This is a genomic window from Francisella sp. AG1 (genome assembly GCF_057683165.1).
Genome location: NZ_CM173135.1, coordinates 1,067,329 through 1,091,506, shown reverse-complemented (window position 1 = coordinate 1,091,506; position 24,178 = coordinate 1,067,329). Strand labels below are relative to the sequence as shown.

Here is a 24,178-nt window from a genome sequence, read left to right as displayed (position 1 = left end):
TTAACATTAGGTATATATTATATTTTAGGCAGTTTTATATATATAATAAAAACTACTTCTTTTAGCTAAATACCACCTAATTAATGGTATAAATTTAAAGGTTAAATATGATACTAAGCTTATTAATTTTAGTCACAGCTTTTTTTGGTAGTGCTATTGCAGGATTATTCGGTGGGGGTGCTGAACTTGTATTTACTCCGGCATTATTTTTTTCTTAACATACAACAATCCTAATTCTGAACATCTTATGCAAACAAGTATAACAACTATGCTTAGTTCACTCCTATTATCAGGATTAATAGCATCTTTTAAACAGCATAAATACAAGCATATAGATTGGAAGGTTGTAAGATGGTCAATCCCTTTAGTAACCTTGGGTGCAATATTAGGATGTTTTATTATGACTCTACTACCTAGTAATATATTAACTCTTATTTTTGCTCTAGCAACTTTGATACTATCTATTACAGTAATACTAAAAGCAATAATTTTATCTTAAAATATTTGGATAGCTTCTTTTTGGGGTTGGTCTGTGTAATCTCAGGAGCCGCATCCTTTGCTGTCCCATATTACGAAAGAATAGGTTTGAATATTAAATCAGCTATAGGAACTACTACTGTTGCTGTTTTTATTTATTCTATTTTTGTTACTATTATTATGATTATTTCTGGCCTTTGGCAAACTAATTTACCAGCTGGAAATATTGGTTATCTAAATTATGAATATTTATGGTTATTTATTATTCCTACTATCCCTGGTGCGATGATTGGTGCAAAATTATCCCACTTTTTATCAGAAAAAATATTAAAAATAACTTTTACAATATTATTGATAATAATTGGAGTTTCTATGCTTTTTGCCTAAAAGCTTTAAAATAATTGGTATCAAATTTATTTACTTTTAACTAAAATATATAGTTAATCCGATAGTTATTTGACAATAATGTTATAATATTTAGAAAAAATGTCATCATATAGCCAAGATTTCAGAGATATCGTAATAACTAAATATAAAGAAGGCCTAACAGACAAAGAGCTAAGTAATTTTTTTAATATAGATATCCGTACTACTAGATCTTGGATAAACTTATACGAGACAACTGGTGATTATAAATCTAAGCAAGGCTTGGGTTGCGGTAGAGTAGCAACCTTTACAGATAAGGAAGCGATAGAAAGCTACTTAAGAACATATCCAGATGCAATGGCTTTAGATATTAGAGAAGCATTAGCTCCTGAAATACCTAGAAGCACATTTTATGATTGTCTTACCAGACTTGGTTTTAGTTTTAAAAAAAGACACCTAAATATAAACAAAGAAAAGAACAAGATAGGCAAAGTTTTATAGAGGTTGTTGAGACTATTGAACCTAACAAACTTGTATATTTAGATGAAATGGGTATGGATAATAAACAGTCTGTACTAAGAGGATGGTCTCTTGTTGGTAAACCTAGCTATGGTGAAGTTATTGCTTATCAAACTCAGAGAAAAAGTATAGTTGCTGGTTATAACTATTTAGAAAAGAAGATTATAGCACCGCTAGAGTATACTGGATATACAGATACTCAAATTCTTAATCAGTGGTTTGAAGAGCATTTATGTCCTGAGTTAATTCCAAAGACTACTGTTGTTATGGATAATGCTAGTTTTCATAAGTCTCCTAAATTGGCTAAAATAGCAGAGAAGTTTGATATACAGATACTATACCTTCCTGCTTATTCTCCTGATTTAAATCCTATAGAAAAAATTTGGGCCAATTTTAAAAGAATTTTAAGAAAAGTAAATAATTCTTTTGATAATTTATCTGATGCTATTACTCACGTCTTTAGCACAATATTATCAGATTAACTATAAATTCAAAAAATGAATACAAGTAAACTCACAGCACTAGTTTATAATAATCTAAAAGCTAAATTTAGTGAATTAAATTGGTGTATATATCCAAGTGATGAAAAATTAAATAAATTTCATGTGCCAATTGCGAATCTTGAGCTTATATCACTAGAGCATCTTGAAAGTGCATGGGATTTAAATAATATCGATGTGATGTTTAACATACGTTTGATCTATGCTGATAAAGCAAAAGATAAGCTTAACATCCGTGATAAAGCATTAGAAATTGGCTGCTTTCTACAAGATAATACTTTTGAGAATAAGCAAATTGAAAAGCTAAGTATTCTATCAAGCCAACCTGATAACTTTAGCCCTGTTGCTGATGGTTTTATTTGTTGGCAGATAGATTTTATTATCAAGATTTTTATCGGTGAATCAAGTTACCCAGAAAACGATATTTCACCAGATTTTGAGCTGGAGATTAATGAAAATGCAGATTGAGGAGTTTTTAGAAGATCTTGAAAGGCGAGTAGCCAATATTCTCAAAATTGGCACAGTAATAGAGATCAAAGAGCAAAAAGTCAAAGTTAAATGTGGCGATATAACTACTAAATTTTTACCGTTAATAACGCCGCGAGCTGCAGATTGCATTGTATATTTCAGCCCTGAGATTGATGAGCAAGTACTGATATTATCGCCCTGCGGGGAGTTAAATAATGGTATAGTCTTGCCTGCGATTTATACAAAATATCAGCAGCGTGAAAGCGAACAAAAACATACAATTGAGTATGCTGATGGTACTATATTTAGCTATGATTATGAGAATAAATTATTAGATATAAAAGCTGTAGGTGATATATCTATCACAGCTGAGAATTTAAAACTTGAGCAAAATAAAGATATCTTTTTAAAAGCGCAAAATATCGAAATACAAACTGACGAAGATTTAAAAATCGCTGCAAAAAATATAAAAATCTCAGCTAATGATAATATTGAGATTAACGCAGAAAATATGAAGATAAATGCTGATTTAGAAGTTGTAGGCTCAATCAATGCGACAGAAGATATTAAATCGAGTAATATCTCATTACAAAATCATACGCATATTGATGCAAAAAGTAGAACAACTAGTAGTTCTAAATAGTTTCAATTATTAGTTATTTTTTTTATAAAAATCGCGTAAAAATTTGAGTTTTCGGATGTTTGTATCTTTTGCTATAGCGTTGAATATTTCTATATATGATGCATTATTTTCATATTCTTTTTCATTATTAAACACAATTTCAACATCTGGTCTAGTATGATTATACGCACATCCAGCCCCAGCAGAAAAAGATCAACTCTCTTTACAATTTTTTTAGGAATTAGTTTATCAAATAAAACTTGCCCAGATTCAAAATAAAAAAAGCTTTAAAATTTAATTATAAATAAAAATTAGCTGTGATGATGAGCGAAATTAAAATTTCATTATTAGAAAGAGAAGTTAAAGATATCAAAAGTGATATTAAAGATGTTAAAAGTAGCGTCGAAGATATTGTAAAAGATACTACAAAGCTTAATAAAATCGTTTTTCAGAGCATTGGATCTGCGAAGACTTTAGCTATTTCAGGTTCAATATTTGCTTTTTTGATAATGGCACTAATTGCAATTTTTTCGATATATGTAGAGCAGCAAAGCAATAGCCCTTCACCAAGAATCATGCAGAAAGATATTAGCAGTCTGTATGACATTACCGATTCAAATTCGAAAAATTTAGCAAGTATCGAAAGTAAGATTAATATTTTATTTGATAAAGAGATTAATAAAAAAGGAGATAAAAATGTCAGATAGTTTTTTTCATGGCGTTGAGATTATTGAAGATAATTCAGGCTCACGCTTAATCAAGACAGTACGCTCAAGCGTAATTGGGCTAGTGGGTACAGCACCAGAAGCCGATGCGGAAGTTTTTCCGCTTAATAAGCCTGTACTTTTAGTAGGTCAAGAATTAGCAAAGATCGCTAAATTAGGTGATACTGGTACTCTAGCTGATGCAATTACAGGCATATTTGCATCGGGTGTGGGTGCGATGGTGGTAGTTATCAGAGTTGAAGAGAATGCAGATAGTGCATTGCAGTTAGCTAATATTATCGGTAGAGTTGATGAGCAGACAGCACAACGTACAGGATTACAAGCTTTATTAGATGCTCAGTCACAATTACAACTAACTTCTAAACTACTTATAGCCCCGACATTTACTAACGAAATTGGTGTAATTAATGCGATGATCCCAATCGCTGAGAGATTAAAAGCAATCATTATCGCAGAAGCACCAAGCACGACAGAAGAAGCTGCAATAACATATGCAAATAACTTCGACTCAGCACGTATTTATTTAGTTGATCCACGTGTAATTATAACAAAAGAAGGTGTAGAAACAGTAGTTGCAAATTCAGCATATATTGCAGGTCATATCGTGCGTATAGATACTGATTATGGTTGGCATTATTCGCCTTCGAATCATGTTATTTATGGGATTAATAATACAGAGCGTGCTATTGATTATGATAGTAGCTCTAGTTGTCGTGCTAATTATCTCAATGAAAATAAAGTCGCAACAATCATTAATGATCAGGGGTTTAGGGTTTGGGGTAACTATAGTTTATCAAGTGATACAAAATGGCAATTTTTATCGGTTAGAAGAACTGCTGATATGATTAATGAATCGATCAAATTAGCACATAAATGGGCAGTTGATCGAGGCATTACAAAAACTCTTGTGGAAGATGTCGTTATGTCTGTTAATAGCTATATTAGAAGTCTTATTCGACAAGAAAAAATCCTAGGTGGTAGGTGTTGGGTTGATGCTGATAATAACACTGCAAGCGAAATCGCATCAGGCAAATTAACACTTAATTTTGATTTTACTGCGGTATATCCAGCCCAACATATCCAGATAAAATCAAAGCTTACTAATGATTATATTGAAGAAATTTTTAATTAAGGAGTTATGTGATGTTCAATGGTTTATTACTTAATTTTAGTGTGTATGTTGATGGTTCGAATTATATTGGCAAAGCGATCAAAGCGACCTTACCGAAAATCACGCCAAAAATGCTCGAACATTTTGGTGCGGGGATGGCTGCTCCTGTAGATCTTGATACTGGGAAAGTTGAGAAAATGGAGGCAACTATTGAGATCGAGGGCATACAAAAAGCTCTATATAAAGTTATCGGAAATTCTGACACACCACTGATTATCAGAGGTAAAATCAGGAATGATAATGGTGATGATGAGGCTGTAGTAGCTGAGCTTAGAGGTTATATAGCTGAGCTTGATAATGGTGATCTTGCACCAGAAGAAAAAGGCAAAAGTAATCTTAAAATGTCTGTTAATTATTATCGTCTTAATATTGCTGGCGATGATGTACTTGAGATAGATGCACTGAATGGTGTCAGAAAAATTAACGATGAAAATCAACTAGCAGTTGTTAGTTAGGAGAAAGTATGCTCAAAGATATTTGCTTAAGAGATGAAATAGAGCTAATCAACGCTAAAAAGACAAAAGCTATAAAAATGCGTGAGCCGACTCGTGCAGATTATAAATTTGTCCAAAATTTTGAAGATGATGTTGAAAAAGAAGATCAAATGTTAATACGACTAACTAATATCTCACAAGAATCATTAGATAATCTTGCAATATGTGATAGTAATAAATTAACTGAAGCTTTGGCAGCTATGGGAGCTACTAATTATGACCCAAAGATTTAGATCGAGCTTTTTTTATGATTGCTACACAAACCGGTTGGCAATATAGTGAGCTTGAGAATTTATCAATCACACAAATTAAATATTTTTATGAAGAAGCGATCTCTTTATTGGAGTTAAAAAATGATGCAAAATAAGAAGCTTAATTTCACTATTGGCGGTGCTGTTAACAATAGTTTTAATGCTGCTATTGGTAGTAGTATTCGAAAACTTGATTGGCTAGCTAATAAAGAAAATCAACTTAAAACAAAGCAAACTTTAGTATCAAAATTTCATGCTGATAAAGCAGCAATGTCTAAATTGACAGATAAACTAAGACAACAAAAAGCTAATCTAAGTAGTTTAGATACTCAATATAAAGCTTCAGGTGGCTCAAGTGAAGCTCTAAGAGCTAGAATTGATAAGCTCAAAAAAGAAGTCTCAAACACTAATCATAAATTTAATGAGCAACGCCAAAAAACAGGACAAACAAGAAGAGAGCTAAAAAAGGCAGGTGTTGATACTGCTAATCTTACAGGTGAAGAAAAACGCCTCAAAAATGCTTTAGAAAAAACACAAAAATCTATGCAACGTAGAGCGAAAGGTTTTCAAGCTGTTGGTTCAAGTGTACGTTTTTTAAGTCGTGGTTTATTAGCAACTACAGCTGCTTATAAGCTCTCAAATAGTTTTGCAAATCATGGTGATAATGTTGCAAAAACTGCGGATAAGCTCGGTATAGGTACTCGAGAGTTACAACGTTTACGTTATGCAGCTGAAATTGCGGGCATGAGTACTCAAGAGTTTGATAAGTCATTATCACAGATGCAAAAAAATACTATCGATGCGGCGATGGGATTAGCAGAACCTAAAAAAGCGATGGATATGCTTGGGCTATCTGCGATGGAATTAAAAGAGCTAAAACCAGAAGAGTCGATGGCTTTGATCGCTGATAAGATTCAGCATGTAGAAAATAAACAAGAGCGTTTACGTATTGCGACTTTGTTATTTGGGCGAAGCGGTGTGGGCATGGTTAATATGTTGAAAAACGGTTCAAAAGAGATGGAGATATTAGGTGATAAAGGTGAAAGGATTGGTTATGTCTTAAGTGAGAAATCATTAAGAGGAGCAGAACAAAATGTCGATGCTTTTTTAAATATGAGTACAAGTATTAAAAGTGTTTCATTTGCTATAGGAAATGCATTGTTGCCAACTTTTACGCAGACTTTTGATAATATCACAAGCTGGATTTCCAAAAACCAAGATAAAGTCAGAGAATGGGCAGCAACTGCAAAAACAGTATTTAGTGCTGTATCAAGTTTTCTTTTAGTTACAGGCAAAGTAGTTGGTGTTTTTTTTAGTTCTTTATGGAGTTTTGGTGAAAAATTAGGTGGTTGGTTATATGATGTTCAAGAGTTTTTTAGCTCTTTTTCAGCATCTGTTGTTTCCTTATGGGATACAGCAACACAAGCGATCACTAATATAGTTAATCCGATAGTTATTTGACAATAATGTTATAATATTTAGAAAAAATGTCATCATATAGCCAAGATTTCAGAGATATCGTAATAACTAAATATAAAGAAGGCCTAACAGACAAAGAGCTAAGTAATTTTTTTAATATAGATATCCGTACTACTAGATCTTGGATAAACTTATACGAGACAACTGGTGATTATAAATCTAAGCAAGGCTTGGGTTGCGGTAGAGTAGCAACCTTTACAGATAAGGAAGCGATAGAAAGCTACTTAAGAACATATCCAGATGCAATGGCTTTAGATATTAGAGAAGCATTAGCTCCTGAAATACCTAGAAGCACATTTTATGATTGTCTTACCAGACTTGGTTTTAGTTTTTAAAAAAGACACCTAAATATAAGCAAAGAAAAGAACAAGATAGGCAAAGTTTTATAGAGGTTGTTGAGACTATTGAACCTAACAAACTTGTATATTTAGATGAAATGGGTATGGATAATAAACAGTCTGTACTAAGAGGATGGTCTCTTGTTGGTAAACCTAGCTATGGTGAAGTTATTGCTTATCAAACTCAGAGAAAAAGTATAGTTGCTGGTTATAACTATTTAGAAAAGAAGATTATAGCACCGCTAGAGTATACTGGATATACAGATACTCAAATTTTTAATCAGTGGTTTGAAGAGCATTTATGTCCTGAGTTAATTCCAAAGACTACTGTTGTTATGGATAATGCTAGTTTTCATAAGTCTCCTAAATTGGCTAAAATAGCAGAGAAGTTTGATATACAGATACTATACCTTCCTGCTTATTCTCCTGATTTAAATCCTATAGAAAAAATTTGGGCCAATTTTAAAAGAATTTTAAGAAAAGTAAATAATTCTTTTGATAATTTATCTGATGCTATTACTCACGTCTTTAGCATAATATTATCAGATTAACTATAATTCTTTTATAAAAGGTCTGGGATTAGTTAAAAATAGCGTGGTTAATATTTTTGGAAGTATAAAAGCGACATTAGTTCAGAGCATAGATTTTTTAAAAAATAAATTTGAATGGTTATCTAATTCTATTGGTTGGATTTCTGATAAAGCTCAAAGTATAAAAAAATGGTGGAATGGCGAAGACGATAACAAAGAAATAAACCTTAACAAAACATCAACTTTTGCAGGTATGGATGCTGTTGCAACTAAGCTAAGAGAAAATCGTAATAATCAAACAAGCAATAAAAACAATAATGTAAGCTTACATAACACGATTACAATTCAAGGAAATGCTGATAAGAAACATGTTGAAGAGGCGATAAAAGCTGCAACAATGCCTTTATATGGGCGTTTTGGCCATGGTATATATTAAGGAGATTATATGAATGTTGTTGGATTAATTTTAGGCTCTATGCCCTTGGGTGTAAATACAGTTACATACAATAAGATCACAAAATCATATTCAAACAACTGGGCAAAATTAGACAGAATTAATAATGCACCAATACTGCAAAACACAGGCTCACAAGCTGAGTCAATGAGCATTTCAGGCTTGAGCTTACCTACTGTAAGTAATGTCTCAGGTGCTACAGAAAAAGCAGCTTTAATCACAATGCGTGAATTATCAGAAAGTGCTACACCTAATTTTTTATTTGATATTGATGGAGTTATATATGGCAAGTGGGTTATCGATGGCATCTCACAAGATGAGATGAACGCAGATGAGACAACATACTCACTTAATTTGCAGCGTTATCCAGATAGTTCACTATTAGAAGAATCAAAAGCGTATGTCAAAGGTATAGTATGATTGAATATCTAACAAAACAGGGCGATATGCTCGATGCGATTTGTTTTAAGTATTATAAAAGTACTGACTTTACTGAGTTAGTGCTTGAGTATAATCGTAATTTAGCTGCTTATGGCACTATTTTTCCAGCTGGATTAATAATCAAACTTCCAGAAATCGAAAAACCGAGCAAACAACGCAAGGTTGCTTTATGGTGATAGATTTTCAAATATTAGCAAATGGTAAAGATATCACAGATAAAATCAAATCTCTTGGTAGTTTCAGTATAAGTATAACTGATACTATAGGCGATAATGCTGATGGTTTCTCGATTAGATTAGCAGATGCAAATGATGAACTAGAATTTCCGCAAAATAGTACAAAATTACAGGTTTTTTTAGGTTATGATGATGATTTGAGAGATTTTGGCTATTTTTTCATTGCTGATACGAAATATAGTCTAAATAAAGGTCAAGGCTCGTTCATCGATATAGTCGCAAGTAGCGTACCATTTACAGAATCTTTGACATATAAATCAATGCAAACAGCTCAAGAGAGATCTTTTGACGATATAACTCTTGGCGAAATAGTACAACAAATAGCACAAGAGCATAATCTAGAAACTGAAATTAACCCCAAATTAGCCCAAATAACGATCGAACATATCGATCAACAAAACGAAAGTGGTATCGCATTTTTATATAGAATTGTAAGATTATATAATGGCATCCTAAAGCCAACCCATAGCAAAATCCTAGTGCTAAAAGATGAGAAAGGCGCAAATACGAAAGGTACTAAACTTGAAACTATCGAGCTTGATATAGAAGATATTAGCAGTGTCTCATACAGTTGCAAGAAAACCGCAAAATTTAGATCAGTACAAGCTAATTATCAAAATACAGATGATGCAACAATAAAAACTGTAACTATTGGAGAGGGTGAGCCAGTTAATAAACTATCATATCTCTATGATAATGAACAAATAGCTAAAGCAACCGCCCAAAAAGTCTATAATACGTCAGCGCTTGATAATGATACACTTAATATCTCAACATCTGGGAATCCAGATTTAATCTCAGGTTTACCTATAAAAATAATCGGTCTAAGAGACGATATACCGCAAAATTGGTACATCAAAACAGCTTCTCACGCAATTTCAAAAAGTGGCTATAGTACTTCTTTGCAGCTTACTTTGAAAGAGCTTGAGTGATTTTTTTTATAATAAATCAATAGCTGACTTCTTAACATCTGGACTTAGATGAGCATATATCTGTGTTGTTTTGACATCAGCATGACCAGCCAACTGTGCTACTGTATATATTGGCACACCCTTCATTACTAGCATGCTACAAAAATTGTGTCTTAGGTCGTGAAAACGAAAGTTTTCAATTTGGGAAATTGACATTAGTTTTCGCCATGACTTATTAATATTATGGTATTTAGTTTCTGTTTTTTCAGAAATGAACAAATATTTTATATTCTGTTGTTTAGATTTAACTATATCTAATACATCTTTGTGCATTGGTATATATCTTATTTTACTAGATTTTGTATTCTCAGATTTAAGTACTATTTGATTTGTCTTGAAATCAATATCATCGATTGATAAACTTAAAATTTCGCCTTTTCTCATGCCTGTAAAGTAAGCAACTTTAATAATTTCTTGTGCTTGAGTATTATTTAACATATTAAGAGCATCAAAGAATCTGTTTGTCTCAGCATCCGATAAGTATCTAATTTTTTTTGTGTTTATTTTTAGAGGTTTAATATCTTTGATATTGTTGATTTTAATGTATTCAAACTCATAAGCTCTACTAAACATCCCTTTTAGAGTTGACAGCATTCTATTATAGGTAGCATCTGATGTATCATTTTTCATTTGATAAGCATTCAAGTACTTAATCATTTCATTTTTATTATTTAATTCTGAGAGTTTATTATTTAATAATTTTTTTAGGGGTTTACCTAATGAGAACTCTAATGCAGCTGTATTCTTATTATTTTTTTTATACCAATCAAAATAAAAGTTATCGACATATTCTTTAAGAGTTATGTCTTTTGACATGTTATCTTGACTAGTTTTTTTCTCATTAGCAACGTCTATTCCTTGAGAGATTAATCCAATCAAACGTTGAGCTTCTTTTTTAGCTTGAGTAAGGGTTATGACACCGTGCCTTCCAATAGTGTAGATATATTGCTTTCTTTTTATGTAGTATTTGAGACGATATGTTTTTAAATTTGTTTTTGATACCCTTAATATTAAGCCTTTAATATCAGTATCAAAATAGTCTATATATTTAGTTATATTTGCAGTATCTAGATTTTTAATAAATTCTCTTGAAAATTCGATGCTTGGCATAAGTAAATCTCCTTTTTGATAAATTAGGTACTACGCTAGGTACTACATTATTTAATCTTTATTATATAATGATTATACATAGAAATACATACTTATGTATGAAAGCCTTATATTTGAATGATTTTGATAGTATGAAGATAAATTATTATATTCTGAAAAAAGGATTATTTCACCATGTCAAGGTAGTACTCTAACCAACTGAGCTATGCGAGTAATATGGCGTTAATTATACATCACAATTTATAAAAATAAACATTTTTATTCAATAAGCTTTATGTAGCATGCCATACAAATATAATTATTTTTTATATACTTTTGCATTAAATGAAATCTTTTTTTTAAAAAACTATGCTAAAGTGAAATGTACAAAATTTATTTAATGTTTTGGAGATGTAAAGTGAAAGCTATTATCTTACCAAGAAACCTATATATAGGTGAAAGCTCAATAAAAAATATTCGAACTATTTTATTTCAACTTAAATTAAGAAAACCGTTGATTATAACTGACAAGAATATGATAGATCTTGGTTATGTGTCTAAATTTATTAAGGTATTTGTAGCTATAGTTAATCTGATGCTATTACTCACGTCTTTAGCACAATATTATCAGATTAACTATATTTTATTTTTCATAACAGTTCCTTATTATATCTTCATTGGTTAATATAGTCAGTATTGCTACCGACATTACAAGTGTATCACTGTGAGATACTCTGTATAGTTTTTTACAGTAAAATATTAACTAGTTTCTTGAGATATATTTTTAGGCTAATTTTTTTTATAAACAAAAAATATTAAGTTTCTAATATCATTGTTATTTGTATTAATTAATATATTATGTTAAGACATATTCTATAATTTATATTTTTCTATGCAAAATAGTACTTTCTTCGTTAGCTGTGCAAAAGGCATTGAGCTTTTATTAAAAGATGAACTACAAAAATTAAATATTATCGCCCAAGAAAAACTTGCTGGAGTTGAGTTTGATGGGACATTAGAGCAGGCTTATAAGGTTTGTATTTATTCTCATTTAGCAAGTCAAGTTATGTTGAAAATAGCTACTGAAAAAGTGACTGATCAACAGAGCTTATATGAAAGTATATATGCTATAGATTGGCAAAGTTATTTTGATGCTGATAAAACTTTTAAGATTATAATTTCAGGCAAGCATTATGATTTTAATAATACGATGTTTGTCTCACAGAAGGCGAAAGATGCCATTGTAGATCAATTTAGAGAGGCGACAAATCAGCGTCCAGATATTGATACTGATAATCCAGATAATGTGATTAAGCTTCATTTACATAAACAGTTTGTCAATGTATTTCTATGTTTGAATATTGATAGTTTACATAAGCGTAGTTATAGACAGTTTCAAGGTCAAGCACCTCTCAAAGAATCTTTAGCTGCGGCTATACTTATGAAGGCAGGATGGCTAGAAGAGCTTAATAAAGATCAACCAATACTTATTGACCCTATGTGTGGTTCTGGAACTATCCTTATTGAAGCAGCTTTGATGGCTAAAAATATTGCACCTATTTTATTGAACAAAAATTTTAAGATATTTGATTCAAAAATCCATAATGATAGTTTATGGACTGATTTATTAAATTTAGCTGAAAAATCTAATAAAAGTACAAATGCTATTATTCAGGGTTATGATATTGATAATAATGTACTTGATAAAGCAGAGAAAAATATTTATCAAGCAGAAGTTGATGATGTTATAAATATTAAACGTCAAGATATCCGAGATATTGAAAATGTGTTTGAAAATGATGGCTTAATAGTCACAAACCCACCGTATGGTGAAAGATTATATGGTGATCAGCTTGATGAGCTTCTTGATATATTTAATGGTTTTGGTGATAGGCTATCTCAAGATTTTTATGGTTGGAAAGTAGCAATACTTACAAGTTTTGCTGAATCTATAAAAGAAATGCAACTTAGATCCACCAAGCGTAATAAATTTTATAATGGCGCAATTGAAACTATTTTATATCAATTTGATATTAATGAGCATGCTAAGTTTAAACACGAAAGTCAGCTTGAGAAAAATGTTCGAATAGCAGAGGCTAGTGCACTAAAGTCAGATGAACATATAGATTTTTCTAATAAACTTAAAAAAAATCTCAAAAGTTTAAAACCATGGTTAAAGCAAGCAAATATAGAGTGTTATCGTTTATATGATGCGGATATTCCAACTTTTGCAGTAGCAGTAGATGTCTATGGTGAGCATGTCTTTTTACAAGAATACCGTGCAGATTCAACTATAGATCAAAATATGGCTAAACAGAGATTTTATCAAGCTATTTATCAAATACATAAGACACTTGATGTGAAGTATGAAAACATTCATACAAGGGTACGTCAGCGTCAGAAGGGCAAAGAACAGTATCAAAAAGAAAATGATAATAATAATTTTCACGTTATAAATGAATTTGATGCTAAGTTTTACGTGAATTTTGAAGATTACTTAGATACTGGGATTTTTTTAGATCATCGTAAGATTAGACAGTTAGTAGCAAAATCAGCACAGAATAAAACTTTATTAAATTTATTTAGCTATACTTGCACAGCTAGTGTACATGCTGCTTTAAAAGGGGCTAAAGTCACAAGTGTAGATATGTCTAATACTTATCTTGATTGGGGTAAACGTAATTTTAAACTTAATGAATTAAATGTATCTGAACATGAGTTTATTCAAGCTGACTGTATTAGTTGGCTTAAATCGTCCACTCAAAAATTTGATGTAATATTTTTAGATCCACCAACTTTCTCAAACTCTAAACGTATGGATGATATATTAGATGTCCAACGTGATCATGAAATGCTTATTAATTTATCAATGAGCTTACTAAAAAAAGATGGAATACTTTATTTTTCAAACAATTATCGCCGCTTTAAAATTTCTGAAGAAATCTTAAAAAAATTCAAGTGTGCAAATATTGATAAAAAATGCCTTTCTCGTGACTTTTTATCTAATAAAAATATTCATAATTGTTGGGAGATAAATTATATTTAGGAAATGTTTATATACGTGTTTACTAATTTAGAAATAGTAAATTTTTATAAAATTTGTAACCTTATCTATACATGTCAAGATAACAGAAGAAGTAAATATACAATACTATCTAATATATTTAATAATGATAAATTAATATTTTGTGAGAATTGAATTAGCAGTTTTACCACTTTGCTAGAATAATGACTCTTTGAAGAATTACTACTTAATTATATGGGAGTATTTTGGCGATTTTTAAATTTAGCAAAGTATATAGATGTGATATTATACTAAACAATAGAGTTAAGAAGATATCACAAATGAATAGATTCAAGCAAAATGTAATGTATATAGTAATTATCCTAATAATATTTGGCAGTTGCGTATATTTTTTTACCTCAAATAAAAGCTATCAAACTAAAGGAGTGTTTCTAGCAAAATATGCTGCAAAACTTCCTGCTACTGATCCAAATAAAGTTAAAGTGTTTAATCTTCATTATCAAAGTGACGCTAATGGTAATATAGGACAAATTAGAACAGTAACTTTTATAAATGATGAAAAAGACTTTCAAAAGCTTTGTAATCAAAGCTTGAATAAAGCGATGCTAATAGCAGCTAAGCATGGAGCTAATGAGATTAGATATGTTTGTTTATATCCAGAAGGGCAACTTAATGAATTAAGTAGTGTTCAATTAAGAGCATATGCTTTTAGGGATTAAAATTAGATGACTAGGATTCAACAAAATATAATTCATATATTTCTGGTGATTTTGGTATTTTTGGGCTGTATAAAAGCTTTTGGTGAAAGCGTAAGAACCGAGTCTAAAGGTGTTTTTTTATCAAGTTCTATATTTCTTGAAGGTAATGCAATAGCTGAAAGTAGTGTGGTAGTTAAAAAAATAAACTATGGAGATGATTTAAGTAATAATCTCGGTAGAATAAATATTGTTGGACATCAAACTTCAAGAAATCAGAGTCAAAATATGGTGTGTGAAGAAAATTTAAAAGTTGCAATAAAGATAGCTGCTAAAAATGGTATATCAAATTTGAAATATATTTGTTTACCTTTTAATGAACAAAATGATGCTCAGCTTATATCTTTTGCTTTTAGAGGAGCATAAATACAATGAAAAAATTAAATATTGTTTTTGCGGGAACTCCTGATATATCTGCACAAGTTTTAAAAGATTTATATCAGAATGAGTATAATATCCAAGCAGTACTTACACAGCCTGATAGGGCAAAAGGCAGAGGCAAAAAAATTCAGTATTCGCCAGTTAAGGAAGTAGCATTAGCCAATAATATAGAAATTCTGCAACCGATTTCAATTAAAAAAGAACCACAGATTTTAGATAGATTAAAGGCACTAAATCCTGATATTATTATAGTTATTGCATATGGTATAATTGTACCTAAATCATTTCTAGATATTCCAAAATATGGTTGTTTGAATATTCATGTTTCACTATTACCAAAATGGCGAGGAGCTGCACCAATTCAGCGAGCAATTCAAGCTGGGGATGATAAGACAGGTATTTGTATAATGCAAATGGATGAAGGATTAGATACTGGAAATATATTAAATACATTTGAAATTGATATAAAAGATAGTGATACATCACAAACTCTGCATGACAAATTCGCTAAATTATCAATTAAGCCATTACTTGAAACTTTAAACAAAATTGACAGTATTAAGGCAACAGCTCAACAGGGTGAGCCAACTTATGCACATAAAATCACAAAAGCTGAAGGGTTGATTGATTTTAATAAAACTGCATGGGAGATAAGCTGTCATATACGAGCATTCACACCTTGGCCATCAGCATTTTTTATATTAGATAAGCAAGCTATTAAAATAAATGGTTTTGAAATACTCGATCAACAAAGTGAGAAAAGTTCAGGAATAATTTTGGAAGTTTCAAAACTAGGATTTGATGTTGCGACTAATGATAAAATCATAAGGTTTAAGCAACTTCAATTCCCTAATAAAAAAATGCTAAATATAATAGATATTTTAAATGGTAAAGATTTAAAAAAATACATTGGATATAAAATAGGATAAAGAATGAAAGTAGGATTTATAATAGATGATTTAAATACTTTTAATATTTCTAAAGATAGTACTTTTATGATGCTACAAGCAGCTCAAGATAAAGGCTGGGAGATTTATACCTTTTATTTAAATGATTTGTCAATAATTAACGGTAAACCTAAGGGCGATGCTCTAAAAATAAAAATACATAAAGCAAAACAGATTTGGTATGAAATCTTATCGCAGCACCATGATTTTTCATTATTGGATTTAGATTGTATATTTATGCGCAAAGATCCTCCTTTTGATATGGAGTATATATATGTGACATATATGCTTGATTTAGCCAAAAAAAACAATGTCTTGATAGTTAATAATCCACAAGCTCTTAGAGATTTTAATGAAAAAGTAGCTATTTCAAATTATCATAAGTTTGCTCCGAACACATTGATTACACGAAGTTATAAAAAGATTAATCAATTTTATGTAAAATATAAGGATATTATTGTTAAGCCATTAGATGGTATGGGTGGAAGTTCTATTTTTAGAATAAAAGAAGGGGATAAAAATAAGAATGTTATTCTAGAGGTTTTAACACAGCATCAATCTAGATACATTATGGTTCAAGACTATCAAAAAGCAATAAAAGATGGTGATAAAAGAATCCTAATTGTTGATGGTGAACCTATTAAATATTTATTAGCAAGAGTTCCTAGTGATAGTGATAATCGTGGTAATTTAGCAGCAGGAGCTACAGCAGAAGTTAGAGAGCTACAAAATGATGACTATAAAATGGCTAAAAAAATTGCTAAAAAGTTAAAAAAGCAAGGAGTTATGTTTGCTGGTATTGATGTGATTGGTGATAAGTTAACGGAAATTAACATTACTAGTCCAACAGGTATTCAAGAAATTTATAAGGCAACAAAAATTAATACTGCAAGTTTATTGATGCAGTCAGTAGAGCAGAAAATTAATAAAATGAGACTAGAACAGGAACAAGGAAATGGAGAATAAATTAGGCTCTGAAAGTTTATTTCAAGAAGCCAAACAATATATACCTGGTGGAGTTAATTCACCAGTTAGAGCTTTTAGAAGCGTAGGTCAGGATTTTCCAAAATTTATTAAATCAGCTAAAGGGGCTTATTTATATGATGTGGATTGGAATAAATATATTGACTATATTGGGTCATGGGGGCCAATGATTCTAGGTCATGGTGACAATGATGTTTTAGACACTATAAAAACTCAGCTTGAAAATGGACTTAGTTATGGAGCTCCATGTAAGCAAGAAGTAGACCTTGCAAAAAAAATAATTGAATTGATGCCAAATATTGAGCAAGTGCGTTTTGTTAACTCAGGTACAGAAGCTACTATGAGTGCTATTAGATTAGCTAGAGCATATACTGGAAAAAATAAGATTATAAAATTTGAAGGATGCTACCATGGTCATGCTGATGAGTTTTTGGTAGCTGCAGGTTCAGGAGCTCTCTCTTTAGGACAACCGAATTCCCCAGGCGTACCAGAGGATGTTGTTAAAGATACTCTAGTAGCTAGCTTTAATGATATTGATTCTATAAAAGTACTTTTTGAAAAATATAAAAGTGAAATAGCTTGTATCATAATAGAACCCATTGCTGGAAATATGAATATGATATTTCCAAATGAAGATTTCTTAGTTAAGCTTAGGAATATTTGTGATACAAATGATAGCCTGCTTATATTTGATGAGGTCATGACGGGTTTTAGAGTCGCTCTTGGTGGTGCTCAGAGTGTTTATAATATCAAACCAGATATTACAACTTTAGGTAAAGTTATTGGTGGTGGCATGCCCGTAGGAGCATTTGGTGGTCGTAAAGATATTATGCAGATGATTTCACCTGCAGGACCTGTATATCAGGCTGGTACTCTTTCAGGAAATCCTATAGCAATGACAGCTGGATTAAAAACTCTTGAAAAAATTGCTGAGAGTGATTTTTATAATAATTTAGAGGAAAAAACCAAGAAATTAGTAGATGGTTTAAACGAAGCTGCAAGATTATATGATTTTGATTTTCATGCAAAATCTTTAGGAGGCATGTTTGGTTTATATTTCTGTAATGAAAGAGTCTCAATAAGCACATTTTCAGACCTTGGTAAAACAAACTTAAAAATATTTAATAAGTTTTTTGCGTATATGCTAGATAATGGTGTTTATTTAGCTCCATCTGCTTATGAAGCTGGCTTTATGTCGATAGCTCATAGCGATGAGGATATCCAAAAAACAATTAACTTAGCTAAATCTTTTTTTCATGAAAATTAATTTTTAAAGGTATTATGAACAATAAAATTAAAGATATTATATTTATTCTAGCTATTATAATACTGGCATTTTGTATGTATGGAGTGCCTAATTTTTATGCTCCTGATGAAACTAGGTATTCTGAAGTAGCACGAGAAATGTTAGCAAATCATAATTTTATAGTTCCATACATTGATGGGATGATATTCTTTCATAAACCGCCATTAGTATATTGGTTGAGTTGTATTTTTATGAGTGTTTTTGGAGAAAATACTTGGGGAGCAAGACTAGTGAATCCAGCATTACTAGGATTGTGCCTGATATTTACATATATTACTGTAAGAAAGGTCCTAGAATGCCGCAAAAGTGCTTTACTATCAGTTTTTGTTAGTTTAAGTACGATATTGTTTTTGTTTCTAGGTAGATACTTAAATATGGATCTAGCTATAGCAGTTTTTCTTAATATGACAATGTTAAGTTACTGGGTTAGCCTTAAATATAAAAATAATTATAAAAAAAGTACTTATTGGCTTATATTAGCATTTATATTTGCTGGATTGGCCGTAATGACAAAAGGATTGATGGGGATAGTTTTCCCTATGGCTATAGTTGGTTTATATAGTATTTTTATTGGAGAATATAAGAAGCTTTTAGATATTAGACTATACCTAGGGTTAGTAATTGTTGCGATAGTATCTTTGCCGTGGATATTTGCAGTTGAAAAATATCACCCAAATTTTGCTTATTATTATATAGTCGTACAGCAAATACTAAGATACTCTACGGATGAACAAAATAGAAATGTATCAAAAATTATATATTTGTTAGCAACTATGGCAGCTTTTTTTCCTTGGACACTATTTTTACCTCAAGCTTTAAAAAACTTTCTTTCTAAAAAAAGCATTAAAAATCGCAGAGAAAATAGTGATAAATGGTTTTTATTTATATGGGCTATATTTGTTTTTATTTTTTTCGGTTTTTCTCAATCTTTCTTATTTGGATATTTAGGGCCAGTAATATTACCATTATCAATTTTAGTAGCTATTCATTTAAAAAAAATTGATACTAAAGGATTTAGTCGATGGGATGTATTAAGTTTTAGAAGTATTGTAGCTATATTTGCAATATTGCCTATAGCAGCAATTGGAGTTTTATGTATTCCTGAATATTGGCAATACTGGCATATATTTTTTGTAATTTTTCCAACAATAGCAATTCTTGCAATTTTTGTTGTAATAAACCTAAATAAAGCCCTTAGAAAATTCTCAGTAAGTAGATTGGTAGCTTATATTTGCCTTATGATGATAGTTATTGCTAATTTAGGTTATACTATTGGAGACTATTTTGATCATAGCGATAAGTACAATATCGCTAAAGAAGTATCAAAAATATATAAAAAATATCCTGATGCTAAAGTTTTTGAGAGTGATCGATTTTATGACATTATTTTTTATACGAAACATAAAGTTATTATTCTTAATGATGAGGGAGAGCTCGATGATGTTAGAGCTTTTCCAAACTCAAATATTGATAAATATATGATGAAATTTTGCAGTTTTGTAAAATACTGGAATAATTCTAGTCAATTAAACCTCTTGGTTGTAAAAGATAATCCTAAAAAACTAAATCCTTTAGCATTTAATGATTATAAAAAAGCGCTAGACTCTGATAAGTTTTTTATATTAGATAGGAATGATGGAGCTACTTTAGTAGCAAATAAAGACATTAAGTATTAATTTACTTAGTATTTTATACTGATGAAATATTGCAAATATCAAAAAAAGTATAACCTTCTAAAGTTTGTGTAAAATTATCAGTGGCTGTGCTTAGTATTGCTTTTAATTTACAGTTTTGTAGTATTGGACATCTGCCATCTTTAAAGCATTCAACTATATTTAGAGGCTCTAATTGTTTTATAATTTCAGATAATTTTTTAGCATAAAGATCTTGTGATATGCAAACTCCACCTATCCTACCTTTATAAGATTCAATATATTTTTTATTTGCTAAATTATTAATAATTTTTGTGGCATGATTAAGTTTTATATCAAGAGTCTTAACTAAATCCTTTGTTTTATATCTTTGTGTAGGGTTTGATCCTAATATTATTAATATTCTTAGGGAATAATCAGTAAAAGAAGTTAAATGCATATACTTAAGAGTTTTAAATATTTTTTAAAAGTATAAAATATATTCTATACAAATATAATATGTATTTATAATATATATTATTATAATATAATATATTTAGATTTACTATAAGGATAAAATCATGTTAAGTCAAAAAAATATAGATACAATTAAAGCAACAATTCCAATATTAGAAGAAAGTGGGGTTGCTTTAACAAAGCATTTTTATAATAGAATGTTTTCTCATAATTCTGAAGTTAAAAAGTTTTTTAATTTATCTCGGCAAAAAGATTCTTCTCAACAAGAGGCTTTAGCAGCTGCTATTTTAGCTTATGCAAAAAATATAGATAATTTAGACATACTTGGAGAAGCAGTTGAGCTAATTGCTCAAAAGCATGCTTCATTACAAGTTAAAGCTGAGCATTATCCAATTATTGGTAATAATTTAATAGAATCAATTAAAGAAGTCCTGAATTTAGATGATGATAGTGATGTTATAGTAGCTTGGAAAGAAGCTTATAACCTATTAGCAAATATTTTTATTGCACGAGAAAAAAATATCTATAGTGAAAACTTAAAACAATATGGTTGGAATGATTTCAAAGAGTTTAAAATTATTAAGAAAGAAAAAGAAAGTTTAAATATTAAATCATTTTATTTAAAAAATGATTATTTTAATAAATTCAATTTTAAACCAGGACAATATATAACAATAAGATTTCCATATCAAGATACGACAACTATGAGAAACTATAGTCTCTCATCAGCGACTAATGAAGATTATTTAAGAATAACTGTAAAAAAAGAAGTAAATGGGGCCGTATCTCAACATTTATCCGATAATATTAATGTAGGTGATAGAATTGAAGTTGCTCCACCATGTGGGGAGTTTTATTTGGATTTAGAACAAGTAATTGATAAACCATTAGTTTTAATGTCCGCAGGAATTGGTATTACTCCATTAATGAGCATGTTATTATCAGAGTTAAAAACTGAAAATAAAAGAAAAATATTTTTTATTTGTGGTAAAAAAAGCAAGTTGGAGCATCCTTTTGTAGAGCAATTAGAGAAGTTATCAAAAGAAAATTCTAGATTGAAAACTATATATTTTTACGAGAATACAGAGCAATCTAATGCAAAGCAAGGTTTGATTAATATAGATATGGTTAATGAATATTTAGGTGATGAAAGTAAAAAAGCACAATATTTTTTCTGTGGACCAAAAGATTTTATGCTTTCTATCCAGGAGAAACTCTTAAGAAATGGTATAAAAGATAAAGACATCCATTTTGAGTTTTTTGGTTCTAAAACTAATTAAAACTTAAGACTTATTGATTTTTCATGATTCTATTAGTATGTTTATAAAGCTAAACTTAGCTGGTAAAATAGTATTTCCTCTTTGTTTTAGAGGGTAGTGAGTTAATTTATAAAATATATTGGAAAATTTAAAAGCATTAATATGAAACCATGGGAAAATAAAAATATAAAATCTCCTGAGCAGGCTATAAAAATTATTAATGCAAACCTATCGGATATTAAAGTTGATAAGATTAAATTTCTTGGGGAAGGCTGGGATAATACTATATGGATTATTAATGATATAGTTAATCCGATAGTTATTTGACAATAATGTTATAATATTTAGAAAAAATGTCATCATATAGCCAAGATTTCAGAGATATCGTAATAACTAAATATAAAGAAGGCCTAACAGACAAAGAGCTAAGTAATTTTTTTAATATAGATATCCGTACTACTAGATCTTGGATAAACTTATACGAGACAACTGGTGATTATAAATCTAAGCAAGGCTTGGGTTGCGGTAGAGTAGCAACCTTTACAGATAAGGAAGCGATAGAAAGCTACTTAAGAACATATCCAGATGCAATGGCTTTAGATATTAGAGAAGCATTAGCTCCTGAAATACCTAGAAGCACATTTTATGATTGTCTTACCAGACTTGGTTTTAGTTTTTAAAAAAGACACCTAAATATAAGCAAAGAAAAGAACAAGATAGGCAAAGTTTTATAGAGGTTGTTGAGACTATTGAACCTAACAAACTTGTATATTTAGATGAAATGGGTATGGATAATAAACAGTCTGTACTAAGAGGATGGTCTCTTGTTGGTAAACCTAGCTATGGTGAAGTTATTGCTTATCAAACTCAGAGAAAAAGTATAGTTGCTGGTTATAACTATTTAGAAAAGAAGATTATAGCACCGCTAGAGTATACTGGATATACAGATACTCAAATTTTTAATCAGTGGTTTGAAGAGCATTTATGTCCTGAGTTAATTCCAAAGACTACTGTTGTTATGGATAATGCTAGTTTTCATAAGTCTCCTAAATTGGCTAAAATAGCAGAGAAGTTTGATATACAGATACTATACCTTCCTGCTTATTCTCCTGATTTAAATCCTATAGAAAAAATTTGGGCCAATTTTAAAAGAATTTTAAGAAAAGTAAATAATTCTTTTGATAATTTATCTGATGCTATTACTCACGTCTTTAGCACAATATTATCAGATTAACTATATATGCTCTTCGCCAAAACTATTTGAATATGATTTTTATGCTCATAATTATATATTTGGATTAACTGCTGATAATGCTAAATTAAACCGTAATTATAGAATAAATATAGTAGAGAAGTTAGCAATTTTTTTAAAAGAGTTACACAACATTCCTATAGAAAAATGTATTTCACTTGGTATAAAAGAAGATCAAATTAGTAGGTTAAATTTTAGGCTTAGATACTCGGATTTCAAAAAACGTCTAGACTATTTATTAGAAAATAATTTACTAAATGATTGTTCTAGAATAGAAAGCTTTTATAAAGAAAATATGAATATTACTATTCCTAAAGATATTAGATTATGTCATGGAGACTTATATGCTAAACATTTAATCATAAGTAATAATGACTTATCTGGGGTTATAGATTGGGGAGATTCTGAACTTATTCATCCAGGAATAGACCTTGCTATCGTATATCAATACTTACCTAAAGAAGTACACTCAGTATTTTGGAATATTTATGGAGAAGTTGAAAGTAATATTCACATAATAGCTATACTTAGAGCTATATATAGTTCTGTTACGATAATTTGGTATGCTAATCAAGTTGGTGATGTATCTCTTTTAAATGAAGGGATTATAGGTTTGAATATGATAAGTGAGCTAATATAATGAGTGAAATTAGACCTCAATATCATTTTAGAAAAGTTAAAAATGATTTATTGATATGGGATGTTAAAAAAATAATAGAACTGACAAAACACATTAAGCCAAAACTAATAAATTTAACTGAAATAAAAGAAATTGAATCTGAATATTGGTATGACTTAGGTTCAGAAAGACCTACATGTAAAAATATAGTAGAGCATATGCGGTTGATTAATAACGCAGATTTAAAATATCCAATTATATTATGCAAAGAAGGTAAAATAATTGATGGTATGCACAGAGTGTGTAAAGCATTATTGCTAAATCATAAAGAAATTTTGGCTATTTATCTAAAAGAAGATATTAAGCCTCACTTTATTAATGTTAACATCAATGATTTACCATATTAAGAGA

Annotated in this window: 30 protein-coding genes; 28 read left to right on the top strand and 2 right to left on the bottom strand. The window is 30.1% G+C overall.

Translation table 11 applies throughout. The annotated features are described in order from the left end of the window. The first annotated feature begins 247 nt into the window (after positions 1 to 247). The 15 genes from ACR0PV_RS05640 (at position 248) to ACR0PV_RS05570 (ending at position 10,003) form a co-directional block, all read left to right on the top strand. Complete coding sequence (locus ACR0PV_RS05640) at positions 248 to 499, top strand: TSUP family transporter (protein ID WP_488172180.1); 252 nt, start codon at positions 248 to 250, stop codon at positions 497 to 499. A 5-nt stretch (positions 500 to 504) separates the two neighbouring features. Continuing rightward, the gene (locus tag ACR0PV_RS05635) at positions 505 to 864 is read left to right on the top strand and encodes a TSUP family transporter (RefSeq protein ID WP_488172179.1); all 360 of its coding nucleotides are present in this window, start codon (positions 505 to 507) and stop codon (positions 862 to 864) included. Positions 865 to 963: 99 nt separating this feature from the next. Beyond that, positions 964 to 1,844, top strand: a protein-coding gene (locus ACR0PV_RS05630) for an IS630 family transposase (RefSeq protein WP_488172178.1) whose coding sequence is annotated in 2 segments (ribosomal slippage) — positions 964 to 1,288 and positions 1,288 to 1,844 — 882 coding nt in all. Because the reading frame shifts where the segments join, the coding sequence is not laid out codon by codon here. A 15-nt stretch (positions 1,845 to 1,859) separates the two neighbouring features. Then, the gene (locus ACR0PV_RS05625; protein ID WP_488172177.1) at positions 1,860 to 2,330 is read left to right on the top strand and encodes a hypothetical protein; all 471 of its coding nucleotides are present in this window, start codon (positions 1,860 to 1,862) and stop codon (positions 2,328 to 2,330) included. Then, on the top strand, positions 2,314 to 2,973 hold the full coding sequence (locus ACR0PV_RS05620) for a phage baseplate assembly protein V (RefSeq protein WP_488172176.1): 660 nt from the start codon (positions 2,314 to 2,316) through the stop codon (positions 2,971 to 2,973). The genes ACR0PV_RS05625 and ACR0PV_RS05620 overlap by 17 nt, the downstream gene beginning before the upstream one ends. A gap of 299 nt (positions 2,974 to 3,272) precedes the next feature. Further along, positions 3,273 to 3,659 (top strand): hypothetical protein, encoded by a 387-nt coding sequence (locus ACR0PV_RS05615; RefSeq protein WP_488172175.1) that lies wholly within the window; start codon positions 3,273 to 3,275, stop codon positions 3,657 to 3,659. After that, positions 3,649 to 4,809 carry a phage tail sheath C-terminal domain-containing protein gene (locus ACR0PV_RS05610; protein WP_488172174.1) on the top strand — a complete coding sequence of 387 codons (1,161 nt, stop codon included), beginning with the start codon at positions 3,649 to 3,651 and terminating at the stop codon, positions 4,807 to 4,809. Before ACR0PV_RS05615 ends, ACR0PV_RS05610 begins: the two co-directional genes overlap by 11 nt. Before the next feature lie 11 nt (positions 4,810 to 4,820). Then, complete coding sequence (locus tag ACR0PV_RS05605) at positions 4,821 to 5,303, top strand: phage major tail tube protein (protein WP_488172173.1); 483 nt, start codon at positions 4,821 to 4,823, stop codon at positions 5,301 to 5,303. An 8-nt stretch (positions 5,304 to 5,311) separates the two neighbouring features. Beyond that, positions 5,312 to 5,575, top strand: a complete 264-nt coding sequence (locus ACR0PV_RS05600; protein WP_488172172.1) for a phage tail assembly protein — start codon at positions 5,312 to 5,314, stop codon at positions 5,573 to 5,575. A gap of 120 nt (positions 5,576 to 5,695) precedes the next feature. After that, positions 5,696 to 7,054 (top strand): phage tail tape measure protein, encoded by a 1,359-nt coding sequence (locus ACR0PV_RS05595; protein WP_488172171.1) that lies wholly within the window; start codon positions 5,696 to 5,698, stop codon positions 7,052 to 7,054. A gap of 26 nt (positions 7,055 to 7,080) precedes the next feature. Further along, positions 7,081 to 7,961 (top strand): IS630 family transposase gene (locus ACR0PV_RS05590; RefSeq protein WP_488172170.1). Its coding sequence is split into 2 segments (ribosomal slippage): positions 7,081 to 7,405 and positions 7,405 to 7,961, totalling 882 coding nucleotides; the frame shifts between segments, so codons are not numbered across the junction. Positions 7,962 to 8,004: 43 nt separating this feature from the next. Further along, complete coding sequence (locus tag ACR0PV_RS05585) at positions 8,005 to 8,376, top strand: hypothetical protein (RefSeq protein ID WP_488172169.1); 372 nt, start codon at positions 8,005 to 8,007, stop codon at positions 8,374 to 8,376. 9 nt (positions 8,377 to 8,385) lie between these two features. Next, a complete protein-coding gene (locus ACR0PV_RS05580; protein ID WP_488172168.1) occupies positions 8,386 to 8,814 on the top strand; it encodes a phage tail protein in 429 nt (142 codons plus the stop codon). Continuing rightward, complete coding sequence (locus ACR0PV_RS05575; RefSeq protein ID WP_488172167.1) at positions 8,811 to 9,011, top strand: tail protein X; 201 nt, start codon at positions 8,811 to 8,813, stop codon at positions 9,009 to 9,011. Before ACR0PV_RS05580 ends, ACR0PV_RS05575 begins: the two co-directional genes overlap by 4 nt. After that, positions 9,005 to 10,003, top strand: a complete 999-nt coding sequence (locus ACR0PV_RS05570; RefSeq protein ID WP_488172166.1) for a phage late control D family protein — start codon at positions 9,005 to 9,007, stop codon at positions 10,001 to 10,003. Before ACR0PV_RS05575 ends, ACR0PV_RS05570 begins: the two co-directional genes overlap by 7 nt. Positions 10,004 to 10,009: 6 nt before the next feature. On the opposite strand, the gene ACR0PV_RS05565 is transcribed toward ACR0PV_RS05570, so the two are convergent. Then, positions 10,010 to 11,152, bottom strand: a complete 1,143-nt coding sequence (locus ACR0PV_RS05565; RefSeq protein ID WP_488172165.1) for a site-specific integrase — start codon at positions 11,150 to 11,152, stop codon at positions 10,010 to 10,012. 361 nt (positions 11,153 to 11,513) lie between these two features. Here ACR0PV_RS05565 and ACR0PV_RS05560 point away from each other — a divergent pair, with 361 nt between their 5' ends. The 8 genes from ACR0PV_RS05560 (at position 11,514) to ACR0PV_RS05525 (ending at position 20,205) form a co-directional block, all read left to right on the top strand. Continuing rightward, positions 11,514 to 11,816, top strand: a complete 303-nt coding sequence (locus tag ACR0PV_RS05560; protein WP_488172164.1) for a hypothetical protein — start codon at positions 11,514 to 11,516, stop codon at positions 11,814 to 11,816. A gap of 207 nt (positions 11,817 to 12,023) precedes the next feature. Continuing rightward, positions 12,024 to 14,177 carry a bifunctional 23S rRNA (guanine(2069)-N(7))-methyltransferase RlmK/23S rRNA (guanine(2445)-N(2))-methyltransferase RlmL gene (rlmKL, locus tag ACR0PV_RS05555; RefSeq protein ID WP_488172163.1) on the top strand — a complete coding sequence of 718 codons (2,154 nt, stop codon included), beginning with the start codon at positions 12,024 to 12,026 and terminating at the stop codon, positions 14,175 to 14,177. Positions 14,178 to 14,476: 299 nt separating this feature from the next. Beyond that, a complete protein-coding gene (gene fvfA / locus ACR0PV_RS05550) occupies positions 14,477 to 14,875 on the top strand; it encodes a Francisella virulence factor A (protein WP_488172162.1) in 399 nt (132 codons plus the stop codon). 6 nt (positions 14,876 to 14,881) lie between these two features. Then, positions 14,882 to 15,277, top strand: a complete 396-nt coding sequence (locus tag ACR0PV_RS05545; RefSeq protein WP_488172161.1) for a hypothetical protein — start codon at positions 14,882 to 14,884, stop codon at positions 15,275 to 15,277. Positions 15,278 to 15,282: 5 nt separating this feature from the next. Continuing rightward, positions 15,283 to 16,221: a methionyl-tRNA formyltransferase gene (gene fmt, locus ACR0PV_RS05540; protein ID WP_488172160.1), complete on the top strand. Its 939-nt coding sequence runs from the start codon at positions 15,283 to 15,285 to the stop codon at positions 16,219 to 16,221. Positions 16,222 to 16,224: 3 nt separating this feature from the next. Beyond that, positions 16,225 to 17,205 (top strand): glutathione synthase, encoded by a 981-nt coding sequence (gene gshB, locus ACR0PV_RS05535; RefSeq protein WP_488172159.1) that lies wholly within the window; start codon positions 16,225 to 16,227, stop codon positions 17,203 to 17,205. Further along, positions 17,195 to 18,490, top strand: a complete 1,296-nt coding sequence (gene hemL / locus ACR0PV_RS05530; RefSeq protein WP_488172158.1) for a glutamate-1-semialdehyde 2,1-aminomutase — start codon at positions 17,195 to 17,197, stop codon at positions 18,488 to 18,490. Before gshB ends, hemL begins: the two co-directional genes overlap by 11 nt. A gap of 14 nt (positions 18,491 to 18,504) precedes the next feature. Then, positions 18,505 to 20,205 carry a phospholipid carrier-dependent glycosyltransferase gene (locus ACR0PV_RS05525; protein ID WP_488172157.1) on the top strand — a complete coding sequence of 567 codons (1,701 nt, stop codon included), beginning with the start codon at positions 18,505 to 18,507 and terminating at the stop codon, positions 20,203 to 20,205. Between the two features lie 13 nt (positions 20,206 to 20,218). Here the strand turns inward: ACR0PV_RS05525 and ACR0PV_RS05520 are convergent, their stop codons facing one another. Continuing rightward, positions 20,219 to 20,620: an Rrf2 family transcriptional regulator gene (locus ACR0PV_RS05520; protein ID WP_488172156.1), complete on the bottom strand. Its 402-nt coding sequence runs from the start codon at positions 20,618 to 20,620 to the stop codon at positions 20,219 to 20,221. Positions 20,621 to 20,741: 121 nt separating this feature from the next. Between ACR0PV_RS05520 and hmpA the strand changes: the two genes are divergently transcribed. The 5 genes from hmpA (at position 20,742) to ACR0PV_RS05495 (ending at position 24,174) form a co-directional block, all read left to right on the top strand. Next, positions 20,742 to 21,917, top strand: coding sequence for an NO-inducible flavohemoprotein (hmpA, locus tag ACR0PV_RS05515; RefSeq protein WP_488172155.1), 1,176 nt, complete (start codon positions 20,742 to 20,744; stop codon positions 21,915 to 21,917). Between the two features lie 141 nt (positions 21,918 to 22,058). After that, the gene (locus ACR0PV_RS05510) at positions 22,059 to 22,223 is read left to right on the top strand and encodes a hypothetical protein (RefSeq protein WP_488172154.1); all 165 of its coding nucleotides are present in this window, start codon (positions 22,059 to 22,061) and stop codon (positions 22,221 to 22,223) included. A gap of 26 nt (positions 22,224 to 22,249) precedes the next feature. Next, a protein-coding gene (locus ACR0PV_RS05505) for an IS630 family transposase (RefSeq protein WP_488172153.1) occupies positions 22,250 to 23,130 on the top strand; the annotation gives its coding sequence in 2 pieces (ribosomal slippage) (positions 22,250 to 22,574 and positions 22,574 to 23,130; 882 coding nt in all). After that, complete coding sequence (locus ACR0PV_RS05500; protein ID WP_488172152.1) at positions 23,090 to 23,788, top strand: aminoglycoside phosphotransferase family protein; 699 nt, start codon at positions 23,090 to 23,092, stop codon at positions 23,786 to 23,788. Before ACR0PV_RS05505 ends, ACR0PV_RS05500 begins: the two co-directional genes overlap by 41 nt. Beyond that, complete coding sequence (locus tag ACR0PV_RS05495) at positions 23,788 to 24,174, top strand: hypothetical protein (RefSeq protein WP_488172151.1); 387 nt, start codon at positions 23,788 to 23,790, stop codon at positions 24,172 to 24,174. Before ACR0PV_RS05500 ends, ACR0PV_RS05495 begins: the two co-directional genes overlap by 1 nt. The last annotated feature ends 4 nt before the right edge of the window (positions 24,175 to 24,178 follow it).